We start from the raw sequence: 23,288 nt of genomic DNA on the forward strand, positions 1-23,288 counted from the left end.
TCAACATGGCCGATATGAAGCCATCACTGTTCCGCATCGTTCTGATCTGCCCGGCCGTGGCGATGGGCCTCGCCGCCTGCTCGCCGTCGCCCTATTACACCGGGTCGAAAAGCCTTGCGCCGGGCGCGGTGCCGCGCGACGGGCTGGGTCGGCCGGTGATCGATGGCGAGGCTCTGGTCTATGATCTGCCGCCGCCCGCGCCGCGCATTTCCAGCGATATTACCGGCAGGCCGGTCGTTTCCTCGAACGCCAACCGGATCATCTATTTCGAGGATCTGCGCTATTCGGACCGGCCGCAGCGGGTCGCCGACACAAATCCCGGCGACCCCGCAGGCGTTCGACCCTAAAGGTCCGCGTAGACGTGCGTCTCGGCCTGAGCGCCGGGATGCGTCACCGCGCCCTTCCATGCCGGGCCGACATTCTGCGCATAGCGCCAGAGCGCGCCTGATTGATAATCGGTCTGGCGAGGCCGCCACTCCGCCTTGCGGCGCGCAAGCTCGTCCGCATCGACTTCAAGCTCGATGGTCCCCGCCTCGGCGTCGATCGAGATGGTGTCGCCGTCCTTGACGAGTGCGATCGGCCCGCAATCCGCCGCCTCCGGCCCGACATGGCCGATGCAGAAGCCGCGCGTCGCGCCCGAGAAGCGCCCGTCGGTGATCAGCGCCACCTTTTCGCCCATGCCCTGGCCGTAAAGCGCCGCCGTGGTCGCCAGCATCTCGCGCATGCCGGGGCCGCCCTTCGGCCCTTCGTTGCGGATGACGATGACCGAACCTTCCTTGATCTGACGCGCCTCGACCGCAGCGAAGCAATCCTCCTCGCACTCGAACACCTGCGCCGGGCCGCTGAACTGCAGGCGGTGCATGCCCGCCACCTTGACGATGGCCCCCTCCGGCGCGAGCGATCCCTTGAGACCCACGACGCCGCCGGTCGCGGTGATCGGCGTCCGCGCGTCATGGATCACCTTCTGGTCCGGGTTCCATGTTACCTGCTCGATGTTCTCGCCCAGCGTCTTGCCGGTGACGGTCATGCAGTCGCCATGCAGCAGGCCTTCGCTCAAGAGCGTCTTCATCACCATATAGACGCCGCCTGCCTCGTACATGTCCTTGGCGACATATTGCCCGCCGGGCTTCAGGTCCGCGACATAGGGCGTCGTCTTGAAGATCTCCGCCACGTCGAAAAGCGTGAACTCGATACCCGCCTCGTGCGCCATTGCCGGAAGGTGCAGCCCGCCGTTGGTGGAGCCGCCGGTCGCCGCCACGATGCGCGCCGCATTTTCAAACGCATCGCGCGTGCAGATGTCGCGGGGCCGGATGTTCCGCGCGATCAGTTCCATCACCTGACGGCCGGCCGCGCGCGAGATGTCCGCATGCCCTTCATAAGGCGCGGGCATCATGTTGGAATTGGGCAGCGACAGGCCGATCGCCTCGCCCACGCAAGCCATTGTATTGGCGGTGAACTGTCCGCCGCACGCGCCATGACCGGGGCAGGCCGCCCGCTCGATCGCCTTGAGTTCCGACAGCGGGCATGCGCCGGAACTGTACCGGCCCACCACCTCGAACACGTCCTGCACCGTGAGGTCCCGGTCCTGATAGCGGCCGGGCAGGATGGAGCCGCCGTAAACGAAGATCGACGGCACGTTCAGCCGCAGCATCGCCATCATCATGCCGGGCAGCGATTTGTCGCACCCCGCAAATCCCACAACCGCGTCATAGCTGTGGCCTCGCACCGAAAGCTCGATCGAATCGGCGATCACTTCGCGACTGACGAGGGAGGAGCGCATGCCCTGTGTGCCCATGGCGATTCCGTCGGTGACGGTGATGGTGTTGAACCGGCGGGGCGTGCCGCCGCCCGCGATCACGCCTTCGCGGCAGATGTCCGCCTGGTCGTTGAGCGTCGTGTTGCAGGGCGCGCTGTCATTCCCGGCGGAAACCACGCCCACGAACGGACGGGCGATCTCTTCCTCGGTCATGCCCATCGCGTAATAATAGCTGCGTTGCGGGGCGCGCTCCGGACCGACCGAGACATGGCGGCTCGGCAGTTTCGACTTGTCAAAGCGGGGCGAAGTCATCTGCTCATCCTTGCGTGACATTTTGACCACGCTCTTGGCTCCGGCAGGCGGGGCGGGTCAAGCAATAAGCTCAGGCAAACATGTCCCGCACCGACCGGATCACCGGCTCCAGATGCGTGGCCCAGCGCTCCACCCCGGCCGGGTCGGCGATCCCGTCTTGCCTGATCTCCAGCCCCAGATAGGGAATGTCGTTCCCTTCGGCATGGCGGTTCATCGTATAGTTGAGGTCACGCCCGGAATAGGGCTGGTTGTCCCCGACCATCCAGCCCTGTGCCTCCAGCATCGGAATGGCGATCCGCGCGGCCTGGTCGTCGCGGTTGTAGAGCACGCCCACCTGCCACGGCCTTTGTTCTTCCGGGCGGGTTTCAAGGCGCGGCGTGAAGCTGTGGACCGAGACGATCAACGCCGGGGCGTTTTCCTCCACCAGTCCTGCAAGCGCGCCATGATAGGCGCGGTGATAGCGGATGAGGCGATCCTCCCGCCTCTGCGCACAGAGGGCCGCATTGCCCGGAATCGCGATGCCGTCACTGACGTGGGGGATAAGGCCGGGCGCGTCCTCCTCCCGGTTGAAATCGACGATGAGGCGGGACAGCCTTGCAACCACGGCCGTCGCCTCCAGCCGCGCCGCAAGCAGGCGCACCAGCGGCTCGACGCCGATGTCGATGGCCACGTGCCGGTCCAGCACGGTCGGGCATATGCCAAGGTCTAGCCCCTCCGGCACGCGGCTGGACGCATGGTCGGCAACAATCAGCAGGCCGGAATCGGGGCGGCCGGGGATCAGTTCATGAGTGTCGACGATCATCGATCAGCAATATCCGCAAGGAGACCGGAGTCCGATTCCATGAAGAAGCGCCGGTTGCAAGCCGCTGAATCTCTGCTCTTGGGGAAAACAGCGGCGGGGACGCAAGCGTCCACCGCCGCAGTTGAAGCTGCCAATGCCCTGAAGGCATGTGCGAAGCCTGTGACGGATGGAGCCGCGCCCAGGCGCGACGACGACCCGCCACGGCCCGGATTCGCAGGAACGGGTAAAGAAAGTCGCAGCAAACAGGGTTTAGGCGATCTTAACCCTGGTTGGCAGGAGCCACCATCCCGGCTCTCGCGCCGCCAGATCATCATGCGCAAGGCGGAGCGCCGCCTCGCTTTCAAACAGCGCAAAGCAGGTCGCGCCGGAGCCGGACATGCGGCTGAGCAATGCGCCCCCACAGGCGGCAAGCGCCGTCAGCACATCGGCGATCGGCGGGCACAGGGAGATCGCGCCCGACTGAAGATCGTTGCGCGCCCGGACCAGATCATCAATGGCGGGGCGGCTGTCGAGCGGACCCCGGTCCACCCCGTCCCAGGCGGCGAAGACCGGCCCGGTGGCGAGCGGAACCATCGGGTTGACGAGCAGCACGGGCATGTCATTCAGACCTGCGACATCCGCGGGAACAAGCGTCTCGCCCTTCCCCCCGCCCCACATGGTGCGGCTGTATACACAGGCCGGAACGTCTGCCCCCAGCGGCTCGGCCAGTTCGGCCAGCCGCCCCAGAGAATAATCCAGGCCCCAGAAGTGGTTGAGCAGCCGGAGTGCTGCCGCCGCATCCGCCGATCCGCCGCCGATCCCGCTTGCGACCGGCAGGTTTTTCGTCAGCGTCAGTCTGGCGCGCGGCGCGATGCTGGCGCTTGTCGCAAGCCGCCTTGCGGCGCTCAGCACCAGATTGTCGGTCGCAGAGAGACCGTCCGCCATCGGCCCTTCGATGGTGAGGGAAAGCGCCTCGCCCTCATCCACGGCCACGACATCACCGTCGGCGACGAACGCGAACAATGTCTCGAGTTCATGATAGCCGTCCGGACGGCGGCGGCGGACATGCAGCGCGAGGTTGAGCTTTGCAGGCGCGGCTTCGCTCTGCCTCACTGGGCGGAATCGTCCCCGGCGGCGAGGCCGAAGTCGATCTTGCGCCGCAGTCGTGCAAGCACGTCTTCCTCTTCCGCGCCGACCATTGCCGCCCGCCAGCTATAGCGCGCCTCGTACCTGCGGCCGACCTGCCAATAGGCGTCGCCCAGATGTTCGTTGATCGTCGGTTCGGCCGGTTCGAGCTGCACGGCCTGTTCCAGCAGATCGATCGCGCGCGCGAAATTGCCCCGCCGGTAATGGACCCAGGCGAGCGAATCGGTGATCGCCCCGTCGCCGGGCCGCTTGGCGCTGGCATTTTCGATCAGCCGTTGCGCCTCTTCCAGTTTCAGCCCCCGATCGAGCAGCGCATAGCCTAGATAGTTGAGCGCAACCGCCTCGTCAGGGGCAAGCGCGACCGCCCGTCGCAGATCGGGCTCCGCCCGCGTCCAGTCGCCGAGCCGTTCATATGCGCCGCCACGCAACAGATAGAGCCGCCAGTCGGGCTGGTCGGAAGGCGTGAGTTCGATCGCCCTGGCATAGGCCCTTGCCGCATCTTCATGAAGCTCCGCCATGTTCAGGACATCGCCAAGCTGGCTCCATTCCGGCACACCCGCCCCCGCGGCCGCCGCAGCCGCCTGCGCGATGCCGAGCGCCTCGGCCTGCCGGTTCAGCCGCTGCAACAGGCTGATGCGAAAGCCTGTCGCCTGCGCCGCGAAAGGATCGGTGGGCGATATTCCGGCAAGCGCGTCGAGCGCCGCCTGCGGCTTGTCGTCATCGGCAAGCAGGCTTGCGGTCACGAGCCAGGTCTCGGCATTCTGGGGGGCAAGGAACGTCGCCAGCCGCGCAATCACAAGCCCCGCCTGCGACGTGTGGTCCCGCCCTGCGTCTGCCGCCAACCGCACGAACAGCTCGGCCATTCCCTCGGCAGGCGTGGCGATGCCGGTGCGCAGCCGCTTGCCCCCCTGAACCATCGCGTGCGCGGCGCGGATGACCGGATCCCGCCCTGTCAACAGCGCGGCCGCCTCTTCCTTGCGCCCTTTTCGTTGCAGCATGGCCGCAGCGACCAGTCTTATACGCGTCGCCCGCCCGGTCTCGCCCGTGATCAGGGGCTGGAACGCCGCCATTGCGTCGTCCGTCCTGCCGGTCGCCCCGAGCAGGAAGGCGCGATGCTCGGCCGCATAGCTTTCGGCAAGGGCATTACCGCCCACGCCCGCGATCGGCGCCAGCGGATCATCCTTGCCACGGCCAAGGGCAAGCCAGGAATCGATCACCGGCAGCGCGAACAGAAGCTGATTTTCCTTCGAGAGCCCGTTTCGGATCTCGACCGCCCTGTCCCACTCCTTGTCCTGGACCGCTTGCGCCAGCAGCACGAGCCGGGTGTCGAAGCCGGACTGACCTGCCTTTTCAAGCGCCCGGGCCAGTTCAAAGCTGAGCTTTTCATCGCCCGAAAGCAGCGCCAGCCCGAAGGTGCGCTGCCTCAATATCCGGTCGTGCTCGCTGGCCTGGAGCGCGGTCTGGAACTGGCGGACGGCCTCGCCCAACCTGTCCTGGCTGATGGCGACGCGGCCCCGCATATAGGCGCGCCATGCGCCGAAATCCTGCTGGACCGCCGCCGCAGACAGCGGCGCGCCCAGCGCCATCAGCGCAACGGCGCTACATGTTAGGATAATTCGGCCCACCGCCACCTTCAGGCACCACCCAATTGATATTCTGCGTCGGATCCTTGATGTCGCAGGTCTTGCAATGGACGCAGTTCTGCGCGTTGATCTGCAGACGCGGGTCACCTTCTTCGGTTCCGACGATTTCGTAAACCCCGGCCGGGCAATATCTCTGCTCCGGAGCGTCATAGAGCGCGAGATTGACCTCGATGGGCACGGATGCGTCCTTCAGGGTCAGGTGAACCGGCTGGTCTTCCTCATGGTTCGTGTTCGACAGGAACACCGACGACAGCCGGTCGAAGGTGATCTTCCCGTCGGGCTTGGGATATTCGATCGGCCTTGCGTGGTCCTTGCGCGAAATCTGCTTGTGGTCGGGCTCATGGCCGAAGGTCCATGGCACGCCGAGGCCGATCTGGTGCAGCCACAGGTCGAGGCCCGAATAGAGCGTGCCCCATGTGCCGCCGAACTTGGCCACGGCCGGCTCGGCGTTGCGGACCATCTTCAGTTCCTTGGCCACCCAGCTCTTGTTCAGCGCGTCGGGATAGGCCGTCAGTTCATCACGGCCTTCGGAGCCGCCCGCGACCGCGGCATAGGCGGCTTCGGCCGCAAGCATGCCGGACTTCATCGCCGTGTGGCTGCCCTTGATGCGCGGCACGTTGACGAAACCGGCCGAGCAGCCGATCAGCGCGCCGCCCGGGAAGGCAAGCTTCGGCACCGATTGCCAGCCGCCTTCGTTGATCGCCCGCGCGCCATAGGAAATGCGCTTGCCGCCTTCCAGCACCTCGCGGATGGCGGGATGGGTCTTCCAGCGCTGGAATTCCTCGAACGGCGAGAGATAAGGGTTCTTGTAGTCGAGCGCGACGACGAAGCCGAGAGCGACCTGGCCATTGGCCTGGTGATAGAGGAAACCGCCGCCCCATGCGTCGCTGAGCGGCCAGCCCTGGGTGTGGATCACCCGGCCCGGAACATGCTTTGCCGGGTCGATGTCCCACAATTCTTTCAGTCCGATTCCATAGACTTGCGGAGCACAGTTCGCTTCAAGGTTGAAGATGCGCTTCAATTCCTTCGTCAGGTGCCCGCGCGCACCCTCCGCGAAAAGCGTGTACTTGCCATGCAGTTCCATGCCGGGCTGATAATCGGGCTTGTGGCTGCCGTCGCGCGCGACGCCCATGTCGCCGGTCGCCACGCCCTTGACCGAGCCGTCTTCGTTGAACAGCACTTCGGCGGCGGCGAAGCCGGGGAAAATCTCCACGCCAAGCGCCTCTGCTTGCCCCGCCAGCCAGCGGCACAGGCTGCCGAGCGACACGGTGTAGCAGCCCTTGTTGTTCATGAAAGGCGGCATGGAGATGTGCGGCATGCCGAACTTCTTCTTCGCCGTCAGCACCCAATGGTGATTTTCGGTGACCGGCACCGTCATCGGGCTGTCAAGCTCGCGCCAGTTCGGGATCAGCTCGTCAAGCGCCTTTGGATCGACCACCGCGCCCGAAAGGATATGCGCCCCGATCTCGGAGCCTTTTTCAAGAATGCAGACGGACAGTTCGCCGCCCGCGTCATTGGCAAGCTGTTTCAGCCGGATCGCGGCGGCAAGGCCGGCCGGGCCGCCGCCGACAATAACCACATCATATGGCATCGATTCACGTTCAGACACTCTAATCCTCCCAGCCCTTTCCGGACCAATTGTCGTGCGCACCCACCATTCCGGCAGAGAAGACAAATTATGGGGTTGACCACCACCACACTGATGTCGTCAGTCCATAACGATGGAGAGCGGGGTTGCAAGATGGTCGCGCCACGAAGCGCTGGATGCGCTTGCCTGGCTCATGGACGCCGGGGTCGATACCGTCGTCTCCGATCGACCCGGAAAATGGCTCAAGGAACCCACCCTTTCCGCGCCTGATACGGGTCTGCCGGAGCCGGTCGTCGCGCGCAACCCGGCCGCGCAGCCCGAAAGAACCGGTGAGCCCGAGCCGAAAATCATCACAGAGGGGATGGCGGAAGCGGGCGTCGCGCTGATGCTGACAGCCGACCCGCGCGCCGGAGAGGGTCGCATCCTCGGTGATTCCGAAGCGCTGCTGCTCGGCCGGATGATGGCCGCGATCGGGCTGAACCTTGACGAGTTGCTCCGGCTGGGGCTGCCGGGGGGCGTCGAACCTGACGCAGCCGGTCCGCCGCCAGTCTCCATTCCGAGCGCGCGCGCGCTCCTGCTGCTTGGCGACGGACCTTCAAAGGCGCTGCTCGGCAAGGCGGCGGGTCAGGCGCGCGGAACGGTTCACCAAATCGAATTGGGCGGAAGGCTGCTTTCGGCAGTCGCGACCTTCGCCCCCCATTTCCTTATCCGGCAGCCGCGCATGAAGGCGCTTGCCTGGGCCGATCTGCGGCTGTTCGCCACACTGATCGCCTGATGATGAAAAAGCTCGCCATCGTTGCGGCGTGCATCGCCGCCTTTCCGTCGCCCGCATCGGCGGACCGTGCGCAGCCGCCGGCCGCGACCCCCGGACCGATCATCGTCGACGGTAGGGCGCGGGTGGACAGCCGGATGCCCGACCAGATGACTCCGGCGCAACGCGCCGCCTATCGCCGCATCTTCACCCTTATCAGGGGGAACCAGTTCGCCGCCGCCGCCGCCGCGCTCAACACAATGCCTTCGAACGGGCTGCTCACCGGCACCGGCTGGGCCGAGCTTTGGCTTGCGGCCGGAAGCCCCAGTGCATCGGCGGGCGCGTTGTCGGGGTGGCTATCCACGAACATCGCCTTGCCACAGGCAGAGCGCATAGCGGCGCTCGCGCATCGAGCGGGGGTGCAGGATGTTCCGGCGCTTCCTCCGCGCCGGGGCTTGCAGCGCGTGGGTGGCGCGGGGCGCGAAAAGCCGCGTCCGGCCCGTGCCGATGCGGCCACCGCCGCCTTTGCAGCACATGTCCGGCCTCTTTTGATGGCCAATCGTGTCGCCGAGGCGGCCGACCTTCTTGAGCGGACCTCGCTCGACAGCGAAAGCCGGACGCAATGGACCCAGCGGATCGCCTGGGCCTGGTATAATGCGGGCGACGACCGGCGGGCGCTTGTGCTGGCGCAGAAGGCGGCCGGAGACGGGGGCGAATGGTCGGCGATGGCCAACTGGGTGGCGGGCCTCTCCGCTTTCCGCAGCCGCCAATATGCGCTGGCGGCGAGATATTTTTCGAGCGTGGCGAGCAACGCCCACAGCGGCGACCTTGCCGCGGCGGGGCATTTCTGGGCCGCCCGCGCGTTCATTGCATCGGGACGGCCCGATCTGGTGTCGCCCCGCCTGCGATCAGCCGCCCGCCATGTCGACAGCTTCTACGGTCTTCTCGCGCGGCGCTCGCTCGGCATCGAGCCGCCGCCGCGCACGCCGAAGCCCGACTTTCTTCTGGCGGACTGGAAGCATGTCGATCAGCTGCCGGGCGCGCGCCGCGCCGCAGCGCTGGTCGAGATTGGCGAACTGGGCCTTGCCGACCGCGAACTGCGCCACCTCGCCATGATCGGCCCTGCCCAAAATCATGTGGCGCTCACCTATCTGGCGGCCAAGCTCAATCTGCCGGCCACGCAATTCTGGCTTTCCCACAATGCGCCCGCCGGAGTCACCCCGCCCATTTTCAGCCGCTATCCTGCGCCGGAGTGGGCGCCGTCGCGCGGGTGGCGAGTGGACCGATCGCTGGTCTATGCCCATGCGCTTCAGGAAAGCCGCTTCGTGACCGACGCACGCTCTCACGCAGGCGCGCGCGGCGTGATGCAGCTGATGCCGGGCACCGCGCGGCAGATCGCCGGAACATCGTCCCTGCCGTCCGATGAATCCAGCCTCGCCGACCCGTCGTTCAACATCGAGTTCGGCCAGACCTATCTGGAGGAGCTGCGCGATTCGCCCTGGACCGGCGGGCTGCTGCCCAAGGTGATCGCCGCCTATAATGCCGGGCCTGGATCGGTGAAGAAGTGGAACGAGGAACTGCGCGACGGAAACGACCCGCTGCTGTTCATCGAATCGATCCCCTTCGTGGAGACGCGCCATTATGTGGAGGTGGTGCTGCGGAACTATTGGATGTATCAACAGGGGGATGGCGCGGACGCCGAAAGCCTGGATGCGCTGGCGCAGGGCATGTGGCCGCGTTTTCCCGGCCTTTCCGGCCAGTCCGCGATCCGTGTCGACCCTGTGAGGCCCGTAGCAAGTGCCAATTGACGAACAGCTCCCGTTCAAGCCCGTCCGAATAGCGGTGCTGACGGTGTCCGACACGCGACAGCTGCACGACGACCGCTCGGGCGATACGCTGGCCCAGCGGCTGGTCGATGCCGGTCACATCCTCGCCGACCGGTCGATCGTGCCTGACGACGCGGACCTGATCGTCGCCCAGCTTCACCGCTGGATCGATGACGAGCAGATCGATTGCGTCATCTCCACCGGCGGCACGGGCGTGACGGGACGCGATGTCACGCCGGAGGCGTTCGCCCGCGTGTGGGACAAGGACATTCCCGGTTTCGGCGAGCTGTTCCGCTGGCTGTCCTATCAGTCGATCGGCACCTCCACCATTCAGTCGCGCGCCTGCGCGGGGGTCGCGCGGGGCACCTATCTGTTCGCCCTGCCGGGATCGACCGGCGCGGTGAAGGACGGATGGGACGGCATATTGGCCGCCCAGCTCGACAGCAGGCACCGGCCCTGCAACTTCGTGGAACTGATGCCCCGCCTGCGCGAGCATGAAGATCGTTCTTGATTTGTTCTATTATTGAGCGCAGCATGTCGGGGTGCCCAAGCCCCCGCCCCCTCCCGCACGCGGCGCCACCCAAAATGCGTTGAGCGCGCGCTTCAACCTTCCCGCGCGGGAGGTGGACGGCGAGTGGCTTGACGCGCGGGAGGCGCTGGATGACGCGCCGCCGCCGCTCCGGACCAGCGTCACGGTGGAACGGCCGCGCACGATCATCACCCGCAACAATTCGCCCGACATCGGTTTCGATCGCTCGATCAACCCCTATCGCGGCTGCGAGCATGGCTGCATCTACTGCTTTGCACGGCCGACCCATGCCTATCACGACTTGTCGCCCGGCCTGGATTTCGAGACGAAGCTGTTCGCCAAGCCAACCGCGCCGGAGCTGCTGAAAAAGGAGCTTGCGAAAAAGGGCTATGAGGTTCGCCCTATCGCCTTTGGCACCAACACCGACCCGTTCCAGCCGATCGAGGCGAAATGGAGGGTGGCGCGCGCCTGCATGGAGGTGCTGGCCGAATGCAGCCACCCCTTCACCATCACCACCAAATCGGACAGGGTGACGAGCGTCCTCGACATTCTCGCCCCGATGGCAGCGCGACAGCTCGTGTCGGTGATGATTTCCATCACATCGCTCACCCCCGAGATCGCCCGCACGCTGGAGCCGCGCGCACCAAGGCCGGAAAAACGGCTCGCTGCGGTTCGCGCGCTGGCTGACGCCGGTGTTCCCGTCCATGTGTCAATCGCGCCGGTCGTGCCCGCGATCACCGACCATGAGATCGAGCATATTCTGGAGCGCGCGGCGGAGGCAGGCGCTAAGGGGGCGTCTTTCCTGCCCGTCCGCCTTCCCCATGAAGTCGCGCCATTGTTCCGCGCCTGGCTGGACGCGCATTTCCCGGCCAGGGCGGGCAAGGTGATGCACATCATCCAGTCGATCCGGGGCGGGCGCGACAACGACCCGGATTTCTTCACCCGCATGCGCGGGCAAGGCCCGTGGGTGGATCTGATGCGCACCCGCTTCAACATCGCCTGCCGCAAGCTGGGCCTTGGCAAGGAAATGACCGTTCTGCGGACGGACCTGTTTCGCCCGCCGGAGGGCGACCAGATGCGTTTGTTCTGATAGGATATTCCCATCTAGGGAAGAAGAGGATGACGAACCCAATTGAGCATCGCGGGCCGGAAGGCGCAAACTTCTGGTGGCGCGCACGGTGGATCGCGATAGCGGCGATTCTCGTACTGCCGTTCTTGGCGATGCAATGGACCGATGAGGTCGCCTGGACAGCAGCAGATTTCGCCGTCGCAGGCATTCTGCTGGTCGGCGCCAATATCCTCTATGAACTGGCCGCGCGGCGAATGGCCGACAGGAAATACCGGATCATCGTAGGCAGCGTCATCGTGGCGGCGGTGCTGATCATCTGGGCGGAAGGCGCGGTCGGTATCTTCTGACCGGCGGCGGAATCAGGCGTTGGACACCAGCGCCAGCCTTGGCTGCTCGTCGGCCTTGAGCATCACCGACGACACGCCCTTTACATATTCCAGCCGCGCGGCGACTTCCGCGTCCAGCACATATTTGCGGCCAAGGTTCAGCACCGCTTCAATGGTCCCGTCGGAAAGGCGCAGCATCACCTCGCCGCGCCCGCCGCGCAGGGGCTCAAGCTCGTCGGAGAGCGCAGGCAGCGCGGCGGCATCGGCAATCACAACCTCAAGGTTGATCCGCGTCCGCCTGGACAGGCTGTCGAGCAGGCTCAGGCCCCTGATCGTCACGCGCGGCGTATCCTCCTCGGGCCGCCACAGAAGCTCGACCGACAGCAGCGCGCATTCGCCGTCACGGGCGGCCGCTTCCACCGCTTCCTGCGCGTCGTCGTCAAAGATACTGGCGATGAACTGGCCGGATTCGTCCGAGCAGGTCGCAAGCAGATAGCGCTTTCCACTGGCCGAAGTGCGCCAGCGCGCCTCCTCGACAAGTGCCGCCATGGAGGCGCTGGTGCGGCCCCCGCCCACCGGCCCGCCCGCTTCGGCAAGTGCCGCAAAGCTGCGCACCCCATTGGCGGCAAGCAGATGCCGGTAGCGGTCCACCGGATGCGCGGACAGATAAAAACCGAAGGCATCCTTTTCCTGAGTCATTCGCTCTGACAGCGACCAGGGACTGACAGCCGCCAGCCTTATCGGCGCAAGCCCCGCCCCGCCGTCTCCGAACAGGGCGTGCTGCCCACTCTCGCGCTGATCGGCGGCGGCGGACGCATGGCCCATGATCGTTTCGGCCGAGGCATGGACACTGGCCCTGTCGGGCGTGATGCAATCGAACGCGCCCGCGCCCGCCAGGCTTTCAAGCTGCCGCTTGTTGAGCTGGCGCGGATCGATCCGCCCGGCGAAATCGTCAAGGCTCGTGAACGGCCCGCCCCGCTCCCGCGCCGCCACAAGATCGCCCATGGCCTTTTCGCCAACGCCCTTCAGCGCGCCCAGCGCATAGCGGACGGCAAGCCCCTCCGCGTCCTGCTCCACGGTGAAATCCGGGCCGCTCCGGTTCACGCAGGGCGGCAGGCAGCGCACGTTCAGCCGCCGCATATCGTCCACGAAGACCGACAACTTGTCGGTGAGCGCGATGTCATAGGCCATGGAGGCGGCGAAGAACTCCACCGGGTGATGCGCCTTCAGCCAGGCGGTGTGATAGGCGACCAGCGCATAGGCGGCGGCGTGGCTCTTGTTGAAGCCATAGCCCGCGAACTTGTCGATCAAGTCGAACAGTTCGTTCGCCTTCGCCTCGCTGATCTGCTGGTCGGCGCAGCCTTGCACGAAGCGCGACCGCTGGGCGTCCATCTCCGCCTGAATCTTTTTGCCCATCGCGCGGCGCAGCAGATCGGCTTCGCCAAGCGAATAGCCCGCCAGTATCTGGGCGGCCTGCATCACCTGTTCCTGATAGACGAAGATGCCGTAGGTCTCGCTCAGCACCGTCTCCAGCAGCGGATGCGGATATTCGATCTTCTCCCGTCCGTTCTTGCGCGCGCCGAAGGTCGGGATATTGTCCATCGGGCCGGGGCGGTAGAGCGACACCAGCGCGATGATGTCTTCAAAGCAGGTGGGCTTCACCGCCGACAGCGTGCGGCGCATGCCTTCGGATTCCAGCTGGAACACGCCCACAGTCTCGCCGCGCTGGAGCAGCTCATAGACCTTGGGGTCATCCCAGGGCAGCGCCGCCAGATCGAGGCTGATACCGCGCTCGGCAAGCAGGTCCACCGCGCGCTGGAGGACGGACAGCGTCTTCAGGCCCAGAAAATCGAACTTCACCAACCCCGCCGCCTCGACATATTTCATGTCGAACTGGGTCACCGGCATGTCGGATCGCGGATCGCGGTAGAGCGGTACAAGCTGCGCCAGCGGACGGTCGCCGATCACCACGCCCGCTGCATGGGTGGAGCTGTGACGCGGAAAACCTTCCAGCTTCATTGCAAGGTCGACGAGGCGCTTCACCTCCTCGTCCCGCTTGTATTCCGCCACGAATTCGCTGACGCCGTTCAGCGTGCGGTCCAGCGTCCACGGATCGGTCGGGTGGTTGGGGATCAGCTTGGCGAGCCTGTCCACCTGCCCATAGCTCATCTGAAGGACGCGCCCGGTGTCCTTCAGCACGGCGCGGGCCTTCAGTTTTCCGAAGGTGATGATCTGGGCGACATGATCGTGCCCGTACTTTTCCTGGACGTGGCGGATCACCTCGTCGCGCCGGGTTTCGCAGAAATCGATGTCGAAGTCGGGCATCGACACGCGCTCGGGGTTGAGGAACCGCTCGAACAGCAGGCCCAGCTTCAGTGGATCGAGATCGGTGATCGTCAGCGCCCAGGCGACGAGCGAACCAGCGCCCGATCCGCGCCCCGGCCCCACCGGAATGCCCTGCGACTTCGCCCATTGGATGAACTCGGCGACGATCAGGAAATAGCCGGGAAAACCCATGCGGGTGATGACGTCGATCTCGAACGCGAGCCGCTCCTGATAGGGGCCGCGCTCATGCTCGGGAATGCTGGCCGCATCGAGGCGGCGGGCAAGCCCCGCCCGCGCCTCTTCCGCCAGCATCCGCGCCTCCGCCTCGCGGTCGCCGGCAAGGCTGGGGAGGATCGGCTTGCGCTTCGGCGCGGCCACCGCGCAGCGCTGCGCCACCACCAGCGTGTTCCGGATCGCTTCCGGCAAATCCTCAAACAGCCGGACCATCTCCTCGGCGGGCTTCATCCAGGCATGGGAGCACGAGGTGCGGCGATCGTTCGATTCCACATAGGCGCTGTCGGCGATGCAGAGCATCGCGTCATGCGCGGCATGGAAATCCGGCTCGGCGTAACAGACCGGATTGGTCGCGACCAACGGCAGGTCGCGGGCATAGGCAAGGTCGATCAGCGCGTTTTCGGCGGCCGTTTCCACCGGATCGTCACGGCGCACGATCTCGACATAGAGCCGGTTCGGGAACAGCTGCTGAAGCTGGTCCAGATAGGCCGTTGCGGCGGTCGCCTGCCCGTCCGCCAGAAGCTGGGTTACGGCCCCCGCGCGCCCGGCGGAGAGCGCGATCAGCCCATCGGTGCGCCCTGCAAGCGCATGGAGCGCGACGTGCGGCGCTTCGTGCACCGGCCGGTTGAGATGGGCCGACGACACAAGCGCGCACAGATTGTCATAGCCCTTTTCGTCCTGCGCATAGAGCGCCAGCCAGTCTATGACGGGCGGCTTGCCGTCCGCCCCGCTTCCCGGACGCGCGACTGCAAGCAGGCTGCCGATGACGGGCTGCACGCCGGCACCCATCGCCGCTTCCGAAAAGGCCATGGAGCCGTAAAGGCCGTTCCTGTCGGTGATCGCACACGCAGGAAAACCGAGCTTGCGCGCGTGCTTGGCAAGCACCTTCGGGTCGATCGCGCCTTCCAGCATGGTGTATGAGGAAAAGACACGGAGCGGCACGAAATCGGCATGGGGCATGGCGGGACTTTAGGGTGTCAGAACCAGCTTGGCGACCGATTCCTCGCCCTAACGTCATTCCCGCGAAGGCGGGAATCCATGAACACGGCTTCGTATGAATACGGCAATCCTGCGTCCATCATCTCAAGACCTAGGCGTTCATGGATTCCCGCCTTCGCGGGAATGACGAAGGAAGGGCAGCGCCCGAGCGCTAAGATATACGAGCACCCAAGGCTAATTGCCTCCCACGCTCTTCCAATTGACCCATTAGTTCGACGAGCGCCTCAAGGTTCTCGGGCGACGTACCACTTTTTGTAACGCTCTCCGCCTCTTTGCTATGAAACTTGTCCCAAAACTTCATCATATACGGCCCATCTTTTTGCATATGTCTGGCGGCCGCTAAAATAGCATTGCTCAAGTTCGCGCTGGAAGCCGGTGCGTTATCGACCCCGATCTTCTGCATCAGGTTCAACCAGCCAATACGAAGTTCATCATCCTCCGACGCATCGTGCACCGTGATGAAACATTTCTCATCACGAGACGATATATCGGCTCGCTGCAATGCTGATTGGAGAAAACCCATTCCAAATCCCACGAATTGAAATTGTTCCTGAGGCGAATAACCGACCAAGCAGTCATTCATCTCGCAGGCCATGGCGGTGTAATCGGTATAGCCGGCATATCCCGTTGGCCTGCCGGGGCAATAAACAAACGAATCGCTATAGGTTATCAATTCGTGCGGGGTGGGTGTCCGGCTAGGCGGCAAATAGCGTGCCATCACCGCCATCTTATCACGCGATCGCTTCAATACGATGAGTGCAGCACTCATAACTGCAACGATAGAGATGGACCGAAAATCCATGCAGCGCTTTCGAGCAACCTTACCCAACTAACAACAAATAGGCCTACTCCAACCGCCCGTCATGGAGCCGGATCACCCGATCCATCTGCGCCGCAAGCCTTTGATTGTGGGTGGCGACGAGAGCGGCCGAATTATGCTCCCGCACCAGCCGCAGGAACTCGGTGAGCACCACATCGGCGGTGTGCTCGTCGAGGTTGCCGGTCGGCTCGTCGGCAAGCACCAGCACCGGCCGGTTGGCGAGCGCGCGGGCGACGGCGACGCGCTGCTGCTCGCCCCCGGAAAGCTGCGACGGGCGGTGGTCGAGGCGATGGCCGAGGCCAAGGCCAGCCAGAAGCTGCTTTGCCCTCAGCCCCGCATCCGCCGGATCGGTGTCGCGGACCAACTGGGGCAGCAGCACATTCTCGGCCGCAGTGAAATCGGGCAGCAGATGGTGGAACTGATAGACGAACCCCAGCTTTTCGCGCCGCACACGGGTGCGGTCGCCGCTGTCCAACCGCTCGCAGTGCTCGCCGTCGATGACGATTTCGCCTTCGAACCCGCCTTCCAGCAACCCGACCGCCTGGAGCATCGTGGACTTGCCGGAGCCGGACGGCCCCAGCAGCGCGACAATCTCCCCCGCCTTCACCGTCAGGTCGACGCCGCGTAGCACATGGATGGTCTGCCCGCCCTGGGTGAAGCTGCGCTTCAAATTGCGGATCTGGAGCACGTCACTCATAGCGCAGCACCTGTACGGGATCGGTACTCGCCGCCTTCCACGCGGGATAGAGCGTGGCGAGGAAGGAAAGCACCATCGCCATGACGACGATCGCGACGACTTCGACCGGATCGGTCTTGGCCGGAAGTTCGGTCAGATAACGGATCGACGGGTCCCACAGGTTCTGCCCGGTGATGAAGCCGATGCCGCCCACGATCGACTGGCGGAAATAGAGGATCGCAAAGCCCAGGATCAGCCCGGCGACGATGCCGAGCGCGCCGATCAGCGTGCCCACGGTCATGAAGATGCGCATCATCGCGATGCGGCTGGCGCCCATCGTCCTCAGGATCGCGATGTCCTTCGTCTTGGCGCGCACCAGCATGATGAGCGACGACAGGATGTTGAACACCGCCACCAATATGATGATCGACAGCACCCAGAACATGACGACCCGCTCCACCTTCAGCGCGTCGAACAACGAGGCGTTCATCGTCTGCCAGTCGGTGACGACCGCCCTGCCCGTCACCTTGTCTGCCAGGGGCGCGAGTATCTGCCGCACATTGTCGGCGTCGGTGGTCATCACCTCGATCATGCCGACCGCATCGCCCAGCATCAGCAGCGTCTGCGCCTGCTCCATCGGCATGATGACGAACGCCTTGTCATAGTCGTAGACGCCGACCTCGAAGATCGCGCCGACCTCATAGCTGACGATCCGCGGCGCGGTGCCGAAAGGCGTGACCTGCCCCTGCGGGCTGATGAGGCTGATCGACGAGCCGACGGTCGCGCCAAGCGCCTCCGCCAGCCGGACGCCGATGGCGACAACGGGCCGGTCGGGCGCAAGGTTGCGCAACCTGCCGTCGATGACCTTTTCGTTGAGCGTGGGATTGGTGCGGATGTCGTCCATCTCCATGCCGCGCACCAGCACGCCTTCCACCCGCCCGCCGAACGAGGCCATCAGCGGCTGCTCGATCAGCGGCAGCGCCTCGGTGACGCCCGGCGTGGCCAGCGCCTGCTTGCGCACCTCCCGCCAGTCGTCCAGCCGTCCGCCATAGCCCTGCACCACCGCATGGCCGTTGAGGCCGATGATCTTGTCGAACAGTTCGGCCCGAAAGCCGTTCATCACCGACATCACGGCGATGAGCGCGGCGACGCCCAGCATCACGGCCACAAGGCTGATCGAGGCGACGAGGAAGATGAAGCCTTCGCCCTGCCCGCCGGGGACAAGGTAGCGCTTGGCGATCATCCGTTCATAACGGGACAGCATCATCGCGCCGACGCCTCAATTTCGTCATTCCCGCGAAGGCGGGAATCCATGAACACGGCTTCGTATGAATACGGCAATCCTGCGTCCATCATCTCAGGACATAGGCGTTCATGGATTCCCGCCTTCGCGGGAATGACGGTTAAAGGGATCACCCGATGAGCCTCGCAAGCGCGGATTCCGGCGACAGTTCCGCCTTCTCGCCGGTGCGGCGGTTCTTCATCTCGACAACGCCGGAGGCAAGCCCCTTCGGCCCGATCACAAGCTGCCAGGGCAGGCCCAGCAGGTCGGCAGTGGCGAATTTCGCGCCGCCCCGCTCGTCTCGGTCGTCATAGAGCGTGTCCTTGCCCGCCGCCATCAGCTTTGCGTAGATTTCGTCGGCGGCCGCCGCGCAGGCCGCGTCATCGGCGCGCAGGTTGATCAGCGCCACCTGATAGGGCGCGACCGATTCCGGCCAGATGATTCCGTTCGCGTCGTGATTCGCCTCGATGATCGCGCCCATCAGCCGCGACACGCCGATGCCGTAGCTCCCCATCTGGGGCGTGATCGCGCTTCCGTCCGGCCCCTGCACCGTCATGCCCATGGCGGCGGAATATTTGGTGCCGAAGAAGAAGATGTGCCCCACCTCGATGCCTCGCGACTGGCGCAGCGCATCGCCAGCCGCGGCCTCGCGCGCAGGATCCCGCTTTTCGTCGGTGGCCGCATAGTCGGCGGTCAGCCCCGACACGAACGCCTGAAGCGCGGCCGGATCGTCCGCATCCACGTCCAGCGACCGAAGCTGCTCCCAGTTGCGGTGGTAGAAGACCTCGCTCTCCCCGGTGGGCGCCAGCACGATGAACTCATGGCTCAGATCGCCGCCGATGGGACCGGTGTCGGCCTGCATCGGGATCGCCGACAGGCCCATGCGGGCATAGGTGCGCAGATAGGCGACGAACATGCGGTTGTAGCTGTGGCGCGCGCCTGCCTCGTCCAGATCGAAGCTGTAGGCGTCCTTCATCAAAAACTCGCGTCCGCGCATCACGCCGAAGCGGGGGCGCACCTCGTCGCGGAACTTCCACTGGATGTTGTAGAGCGTGCGCGGCAGGTCGCGATAGCTTCTGGCGGAATCGCGGAAGATCGCGGTGATCACTTCCTCTGCCGTCGGGCCGTACAGCATCTCCCGCTCGTGGCGGTCCTTGAAGCGGAGCATTTCAGGGCCATAGGCGTCATAGCGCCCGCTTTCGCGCCAGAGATCGGCAGACTGGACCGTCGGCATCAGCAGCTCGATCGCGCCCGCGCGGTCCTGTTCCTCCCGCACGATCTGCTCGATCTTCCGCAGCACGCGGTGACCGGCGGGCAGCCACGCATAGATGCCGGCGGCAGTCTGGCGGATGAGCCCGGCGCGAAGCATCAGCTGGTGGCTGACGATCTGCGCGTCGGCCGGGGTTTCCCTGGAAACGGGGAGGAAGTGTCTGGAAAGGCGCATGGATCGCTTTTTTCTGAAAATGATGTTTCCCGCATCTAGCACGGCGGCCCGCTTTGGCAACGCCGGGGCGCGCGCGGCGTATGTTGCATTCTGACCACAGGGGGTGCGTTTAATTTACCTTTGCCGGGTTGGCGGGATGACAAATCGGCCCATCGCTCCTAGCGTGGCGATCTCTGAAGCTTGGCTCGCTGGCCACGGTTCAGGGGGGACAGATCGCAGCTCGCGGTTCCACGGAACCGAACAGAAGCGCGGCACAGTTGGCGAGAGCCACAAGGGGGCTGACGATTAGGTTCGTCACGGGACGCCCGGGTTCATCGAACCCGGGCGTCTTCGCATTCAGGGGCCGGGCAGCGCCCACATTCGGGCTAGTGCCGTTCCTTTGTCGCGGTAAAGCGGATATCGGCATGGCGTTGGGAGATATAGTTCAGTTCCCACGCATCCTTGGCCATGAACACCGGCGCGCCGTCCCTGTCCTCGGCGATGGCGCTGCGCTTTTCCTCGATGAAGGCCTTGAGCTTTGCCTCGTCATCGGCGGCGATCCAGCGCGCGGTCTCCCAGGGCGACGGCTCGAAACCGGCGTCCACATTGTATTCCGCGCCGATCCGCGAGATCAGCACTTCGAGCTGAAGCTGGCCGACCACGCCGACGATCCAGTTCGACCCGATCATCGGGCGAAACACCTGGGTCACGCCTTCCTCGGCCAGATCGTTCAGCGCATTCCTGAGCTGCTTGGTCTTGGTCGGATCGCCCAGCTTCACCCGGCGCAATATCTCGGGCGCAAAGCTCGGCAGGCCGGTGAAGCGAATCTGCTCGCCTTCGGTCAACGTGTCGCCCACCCGCAGCGCGCCATGATTGGGGATGCCGATGATGTCGCCGGGAAAGGCCTCGTCCGCCAGTTCGCGGCTTTGCGCGAAGAAGAAGATCGGGCTGTGAACGGCAATCGTCTTGCCGGTCTGCACCTGGGTCAGCTTCATGCCGCGCCTGAACCTGCCTGAACACAGCCGCATGAACGCCACGCGGTCGCGGTGCTGCGGGTTCATGTTCGCCTGCACCTTGAAGATGAATCCGGAAACGGCGGGGTCGCCCGGCTCCACCACGCGCGGGGTCGCGGGCTGCTCGCGCGGCGGCGGCGCGAACTCGGCAAGCGCGTCGATGAGCTGCTCGACGCCGAAATCCTTCAGCGCCGATCCGAAATAGACGGGCGTCAAATCGCCGTGCCGATAGGCCGCGGCGTCGAACGCGGCATAGCCCGCCATCGCAAGCTCCGCCTCGTCGCGGACATGGGCGGCGATTTCCGGCGTCACCAGCTCTTCCAGCCTGGGATCGTCCAGCCCGGAAAGATTGGCCTTGCCGCCCTCATAAGCCCCGGTCGCGTCGGGCGCGCGCTGGAACAGCCGGTTGCGGCGCAGGTCGTATATGCCCTTGAAGGTGCCGCCCATGCCCACGGGCCAGCTCATCGGCGCGACGTCCAGCGCCAGCACATCGGCGATTTCGTCCAGCAGCGCGAACGGCTCCTTGCCCTCGCGGTCCACCTTGTTGACGAAGGTGATGATCGGCACGTTCCTGATGCGGCAGACCTCGAACAGTTTTCGCGTCTGCGGCTCGATGCCCTTTGCGGCGTCGATCACCATGACCGCCGAATCCACCGCCGTCAGCGTGCGATAGGTATCTTCCGAAAAATCCTCGTGGCCCGGCGTATCCAGCAGGTTGAAGGTGATTCCGTCGCGCTCGAACGTCATCACCGACGATGTGACCGAAATGCCGCGCTGCTGCTCGATCTTCATCCAGTCCGACCGCGCGCGCCGGTTCTGCCCCCGCGCCTTGACCTCGCCCGCCAGATGGATCGCGCCGCCGAAATAGAGCAGTTTTTCGGTCAGCGTCGTCTTGCCCGCGTCGGGGTGGGAGATGATCGCAAAGGTACGCCGGTCGGCCACCGCCGCCGCGTCTCTGTCTGCCAGTGCCATGTCGCAAATCTCGTGTTTCGCTTTGCGGCCGCTCCTAGCAGGTCTTGCGCAAAATGCGAGCAGCCATGCTATCCACGCGCGGTCAGGGATTCGGAAAAAGGGGCAAGGGCAGACGGTGAAGGTCGGCATCGATATGGGATTGGAGCCGGGCGGCAAGCCGGCGATGCTCGATCTGGAGGAACTGCTGGCCACCCGTCTTCTGGTGCAGGGCAATTCCGGCTCGGGCAAATCGCACCTGCTGCGCCGCCTGATCGAGCAGAGCGCCGAATGGGTGCAGCAGGCGATCATCGACCCCGAGGGCGATTTCGTGACGCTGGCCGATCACTACGGCCATATCGTGGTGGAGGCGGCGGATTATTCCGAAGCCGATGTGCAGCGCGTCGCCGCCCGTGTGCGCGAGCATCGCGCGTCGGTGGTCCTGAACCTGGAAGGCCTGGATGTGGAAGCGCAGATGCGCTCCGCCGCCGCCTTCCTCGGCGGGCTGTTCGACGCCCATCGCGATCACTGGTATCCGGTGCTGGTGGTGGTCGACGAGGCGCAGCTTTTCGCCCCCTCAGCGGCCGGCGAGGTATCGGACGAGGCGCGCAAGACCTCGCTCGGCGCGATGACCAACCTGATGTGCCGGGGCCGAAAGCGCGGGCTTGCAGGCGTGATCGCCACCCAGCGGCTTGCAAAGCTGGCGAAGAATGTCGCGGCGGAAGCGTCCAACTTCCTGATGGGGCGCACCTTTCTCGACATCGACATGGCCCGCGCCGCCGATCTGCTGGGCATGGAAAAGCGCACCGCCGAGATGTTCCGCGATCTGGAGCGCGGCCACTTCGTCGCGCTCGGCCCGGCGGTGTCGCGTCGGCCGCTGCCGATCCGCATCGGAGAGGTGCAGACCTCGACCCGAAGCACCAGCCCCAAGCTCATGCCCCCGCCGGCCACATCGGGCGACGACCTGCGCGATCTGATCTTCGCGCCCGCACCGGCAGAGCCGCGCAGGGCCGCGCCGCCCCCGCCTCCACCGCCGCCCGGTGTCGACGATCTCCTTCAGGCCCTCTCGCGCCGCCCGGCGCTGGAACCGGCAACGCCTGCCCCGGCTGCGCCGGACATGCCGGAGGCGGACCGAAAGGCGCTGATCGACGCCGTTCTGCGCGAGATCATCAGCGATCCGGACGCCTCCTATCGCTCCATAGCGGTGCTCTATCAGGATTTTCTCGTCCGCTGCCGAATCCACCGGCTGCCGGGCGAGCCGCTCGACCTTCCAGCCTTTCGCCGCCGCCTGACCATCGCCCGCGCGGGAGTAGGCAACGACACCGAGAGTTCCGTCGAATGGTCGCGCGCGACCGAAATGGCGGGCGGCCTTTCGGAAGACATACAGGGGCTGTTCCTGCTGATCGCCCGCGCCGCGCTGGACCAGGCGCCCTGCCCTTCGGACGCAGAGGTTGCCCGCGTCTGCGGCAGCCGCTCGACCGGGCGGGCGAAACGGCTTCTCGCCTATATGGAAAGCCAGGGCCTGCTGGTCTGCCGCAACGACCTGCGCGGAAACCGGATCATCGCCTTGCCCGAGCTTGGCTGGACCACCGCCCCCGGCGACGCGGCGGCACAAAGCGACATGGCCCTATAGGAACCGGCTCGTGTCGGAAGACCATAAACCGGCTGGCAATCGCGCGCCCACCCACTTATAGGGCGTGCACAGTCGATCCTTGGCCCTTCTGAGCGCCGGTCGAGATGCGGGTGTGGCGGAATTGGTAGACGCAGCGGACTCAAAATCCGCCTCTGAGGAATCAGATTGTCGGTTCGAGTCCGACCACCCGTACCAGATTTCCCTCCAC

Annotated in this window: 18 protein-coding genes and 1 tRNA gene; 8 read left to right on the forward strand and 11 right to left on the reverse strand. The window is 65.2% G+C overall.

Going from position 1 to position 23,288, the window contains the following annotated elements; genetic code table 11:
* The first annotated feature begins 14 nt into the window (after positions 1–14).
* Positions 15–347, forward strand: a complete 333-nt coding sequence (locus BSL82_RS06420; RefSeq protein ID WP_158010724.1) for a hypothetical protein — start codon at positions 15–17, stop codon at positions 345–347.
* Here the strand turns inward: BSL82_RS06420 and ilvD are convergent.
* From ilvD to BSL82_RS06445, 5 genes are all read right to left on the reverse strand, one after another.
* Positions 344–2,068, reverse strand: coding sequence for a dihydroxy-acid dehydratase (ilvD, locus tag BSL82_RS06425; RefSeq protein WP_072598636.1), 1,725 nt, complete (start codon positions 2,066–2,068; stop codon positions 344–346). The two genes, BSL82_RS06420 and ilvD, sit on opposite strands and share 4 nt — an antisense overlap.
* A gap of 70 nt (positions 2,069–2,138) precedes the next feature.
* Positions 2,139–2,870, reverse strand: a complete 732-nt coding sequence (locus BSL82_RS06430; protein WP_072596542.1) for an N-formylglutamate amidohydrolase — start codon at positions 2,868–2,870, stop codon at positions 2,139–2,141.
* 249 nt (positions 2,871–3,119) lie between these two features.
* Positions 3,120–3,962, reverse strand: a complete 843-nt coding sequence (locus tag BSL82_RS06435; RefSeq protein ID WP_072596543.1) for a 4-(cytidine 5'-diphospho)-2-C-methyl-D-erythritol kinase — start codon at positions 3,960–3,962, stop codon at positions 3,120–3,122.
* Positions 3,959–5,581 (reverse strand): tetratricopeptide repeat protein, encoded by a 1,623-nt coding sequence (locus BSL82_RS06440; RefSeq protein ID WP_083579077.1) that lies wholly within the window; start codon positions 5,579–5,581, stop codon positions 3,959–3,961. The genes BSL82_RS06435 and BSL82_RS06440 overlap by 4 nt, the downstream gene beginning before the upstream one ends.
* A gap of 13 nt (positions 5,582–5,594) precedes the next feature.
* On the reverse strand, positions 5,595–7,247 hold the full coding sequence (locus tag BSL82_RS06445) for an electron transfer flavoprotein-ubiquinone oxidoreductase (protein WP_072596544.1): 1,653 nt from the start codon (positions 7,245–7,247) through the stop codon (positions 5,595–5,597).
* A 112-nt stretch (positions 7,248–7,359) separates the two neighbouring features.
* Here BSL82_RS06445 and BSL82_RS06450 point away from each other — a divergent pair, with 112 nt between their 5' ends.
* The 5 genes from BSL82_RS06450 to BSL82_RS06470 are packed head-to-tail and all read left to right on the forward strand — an operon-like array spanning position 7,360 to position 11,748.
* Entirely contained in the window at positions 7,360–8,001 is a 642-nt protein-coding gene (locus BSL82_RS06450; RefSeq protein WP_072596545.1) for a uracil-DNA glycosylase family protein, read from the forward strand.
* A complete protein-coding gene (locus BSL82_RS06455; RefSeq protein WP_083579078.1) occupies positions 8,001–9,785 on the forward strand; it encodes a lytic transglycosylase domain-containing protein in 1,785 nt (594 codons plus the stop codon). Before BSL82_RS06450 ends, BSL82_RS06455 begins: the two co-directional genes overlap by 1 nt.
* Positions 9,775–10,314 carry a molybdenum cofactor biosynthesis protein B gene (gene moaB, locus BSL82_RS06460; protein ID WP_072596546.1) on the forward strand — a complete coding sequence of 180 codons (540 nt, stop codon included), beginning with the start codon at positions 9,775–9,777 and terminating at the stop codon, positions 10,312–10,314. Before BSL82_RS06455 ends, moaB begins: the two co-directional genes overlap by 11 nt.
* 31 nt (positions 10,315–10,345) lie before the next feature.
* Positions 10,346–11,422: a PA0069 family radical SAM protein gene (locus BSL82_RS06465; protein ID WP_072596547.1), complete on the forward strand. Its 1,077-nt coding sequence runs from the start codon at positions 10,346–10,348 to the stop codon at positions 11,420–11,422.
* Positions 11,423–11,451: 29 nt separating this feature from the next.
* Positions 11,452–11,748, forward strand: a complete 297-nt coding sequence (locus BSL82_RS06470; RefSeq protein ID WP_072596548.1) for a hypothetical protein — start codon at positions 11,452–11,454, stop codon at positions 11,746–11,748.
* A 12-nt stretch (positions 11,749–11,760) separates the two neighbouring features.
* On the opposite strand, the gene dnaE is transcribed toward BSL82_RS06470, so the two are convergent.
* The 6 genes from dnaE to BSL82_RS06500 form a co-directional block, all read right to left on the reverse strand.
* Positions 11,761–15,246, reverse strand: coding sequence for a DNA polymerase III subunit alpha (gene dnaE / locus BSL82_RS06475; RefSeq protein ID WP_072596549.1), 3,486 nt, complete (start codon positions 15,244–15,246; stop codon positions 11,761–11,763).
* Positions 15,247–15,436: 190 nt separating this feature from the next.
* Complete coding sequence (locus BSL82_RS06480; RefSeq protein WP_158010725.1) at positions 15,437–16,087, reverse strand: hypothetical protein; 651 nt, start codon at positions 16,085–16,087, stop codon at positions 15,437–15,439.
* A 43-nt stretch (positions 16,088–16,130) separates the two neighbouring features.
* Positions 16,131–16,802: an ABC transporter ATP-binding protein gene (locus tag BSL82_RS06485; protein ID WP_072596551.1), complete on the reverse strand. Its 672-nt coding sequence runs from the start codon at positions 16,800–16,802 to the stop codon at positions 16,131–16,133.
* Complete coding sequence (locus tag BSL82_RS06490; RefSeq protein ID WP_072596552.1) at positions 16,795–18,048, reverse strand: lipoprotein-releasing ABC transporter permease subunit; 1,254 nt, start codon at positions 18,046–18,048, stop codon at positions 16,795–16,797. The genes BSL82_RS06485 and BSL82_RS06490 overlap by 8 nt, the downstream gene beginning before the upstream one ends.
* Before the next feature lie 145 nt (positions 18,049–18,193).
* Positions 18,194–19,507, reverse strand: a complete 1,314-nt coding sequence (proS, locus tag BSL82_RS06495; protein WP_072596553.1) for a proline--tRNA ligase — start codon at positions 19,505–19,507, stop codon at positions 18,194–18,196.
* A gap of 365 nt (positions 19,508–19,872) precedes the next feature.
* The gene (locus BSL82_RS06500) at positions 19,873–21,471 is read right to left on the reverse strand and encodes a peptide chain release factor 3 (RefSeq protein WP_072596554.1); all 1,599 of its coding nucleotides are present in this window, start codon (positions 21,469–21,471) and stop codon (positions 19,873–19,875) included.
* Between the two features lie 115 nt (positions 21,472–21,586).
* Between BSL82_RS06500 and BSL82_RS06505 the strand changes: the two genes are divergently transcribed.
* Positions 21,587–23,080: a helicase HerA domain-containing protein gene (locus tag BSL82_RS06505; RefSeq protein WP_072596555.1), complete on the forward strand. Its 1,494-nt coding sequence runs from the start codon at positions 21,587–21,589 to the stop codon at positions 23,078–23,080.
* A 106-nt stretch (positions 23,081–23,186) separates the two neighbouring features.
* Positions 23,187–23,275: transfer RNA gene (locus tag BSL82_RS06510), tRNA-Leu, on the forward strand.
* Positions 23,276–23,288: the final 13 nt, after the last annotated feature.

The sequence above is a fragment of the Tardibacter chloracetimidivorans genome, from assembly GCF_001890385.1.
In the GTDB taxonomy this organism is placed as follows: Bacteria; Pseudomonadota; Alphaproteobacteria; order Sphingomonadales; family Sphingomonadaceae; genus Tardibacter; species Tardibacter chloracetimidivorans.

Bases quoted from the DNA above. Each gene is read 5' to 3' on its own strand.
- BSL82_RS06490 (WP_072596552.1), bottom strand. From the start codon at position 18,048: ATGATGCTGTCCCGTTATGAACGGATGATCGCCAAGCGCTACCTTGTC.
- BSL82_RS06450 (WP_072596545.1), top strand. From the start codon at position 7,360: ATGGAGAGCGGGGTTGCAAGATGGTCGCGCCACGAAGCGCTGGATGCG.
- BSL82_RS06420 (WP_158010724.1), top strand. From the start codon at position 15: ATGAAGCCATCACTGTTCCGCATCGTTCTGATCTGCCCGGCCGTGGCG.
- BSL82_RS06440 (WP_083579077.1), bottom strand. From the start codon at position 5,581: ATGGCGCTGGGCGCGCCGCTGTCTGCGGCGGCGGTCCAGCAGGATTTC.
- BSL82_RS06430 (WP_072596542.1), bottom strand. From the start codon at position 2,870: ATGATCGTCGACACTCATGAACTGATCCCCGGCCGCCCCGATTCCGGC.
- BSL82_RS06485 (WP_072596551.1), bottom strand. From the start codon at position 16,802: ATGAGTGACGTGCTCCAGATCCGCAATTTGAAGCGCAGCTTCACCCAG.
- dnaE (WP_072596549.1), bottom strand. From the start codon at position 15,246: ATGCCCCATGCCGATTTCGTGCCGCTCCGTGTCTTTTCCTCATACACC.
- ilvD (WP_072598636.1), bottom strand. From the start codon at position 2,068: ATGACTTCGCCCCGCTTTGACAAGTCGAAACTGCCGAGCCGCCATGTC.
- proS (WP_072596553.1), bottom strand. From the start codon at position 19,507: ATGCGCCTTTCCAGACACTTCCTCCCCGTTTCCAGGGAAACCCCGGCC.
- BSL82_RS06470 (WP_072596548.1), top strand. From the start codon at position 11,452: ATGACGAACCCAATTGAGCATCGCGGGCCGGAAGGCGCAAACTTCTGG.
- BSL82_RS06455 (WP_083579078.1), top strand. From the start codon at position 8,001: ATGATGAAAAAGCTCGCCATCGTTGCGGCGTGCATCGCCGCCTTTCCG.
- BSL82_RS06500 (WP_072596554.1), bottom strand. From the start codon at position 21,471: ATGGCACTGGCAGACAGAGACGCGGCGGCGGTGGCCGACCGGCGTACC.
- BSL82_RS06480 (WP_158010725.1), bottom strand. From the start codon at position 16,087: ATGGATTTTCGGTCCATCTCTATCGTTGCAGTTATGAGTGCTGCACTC.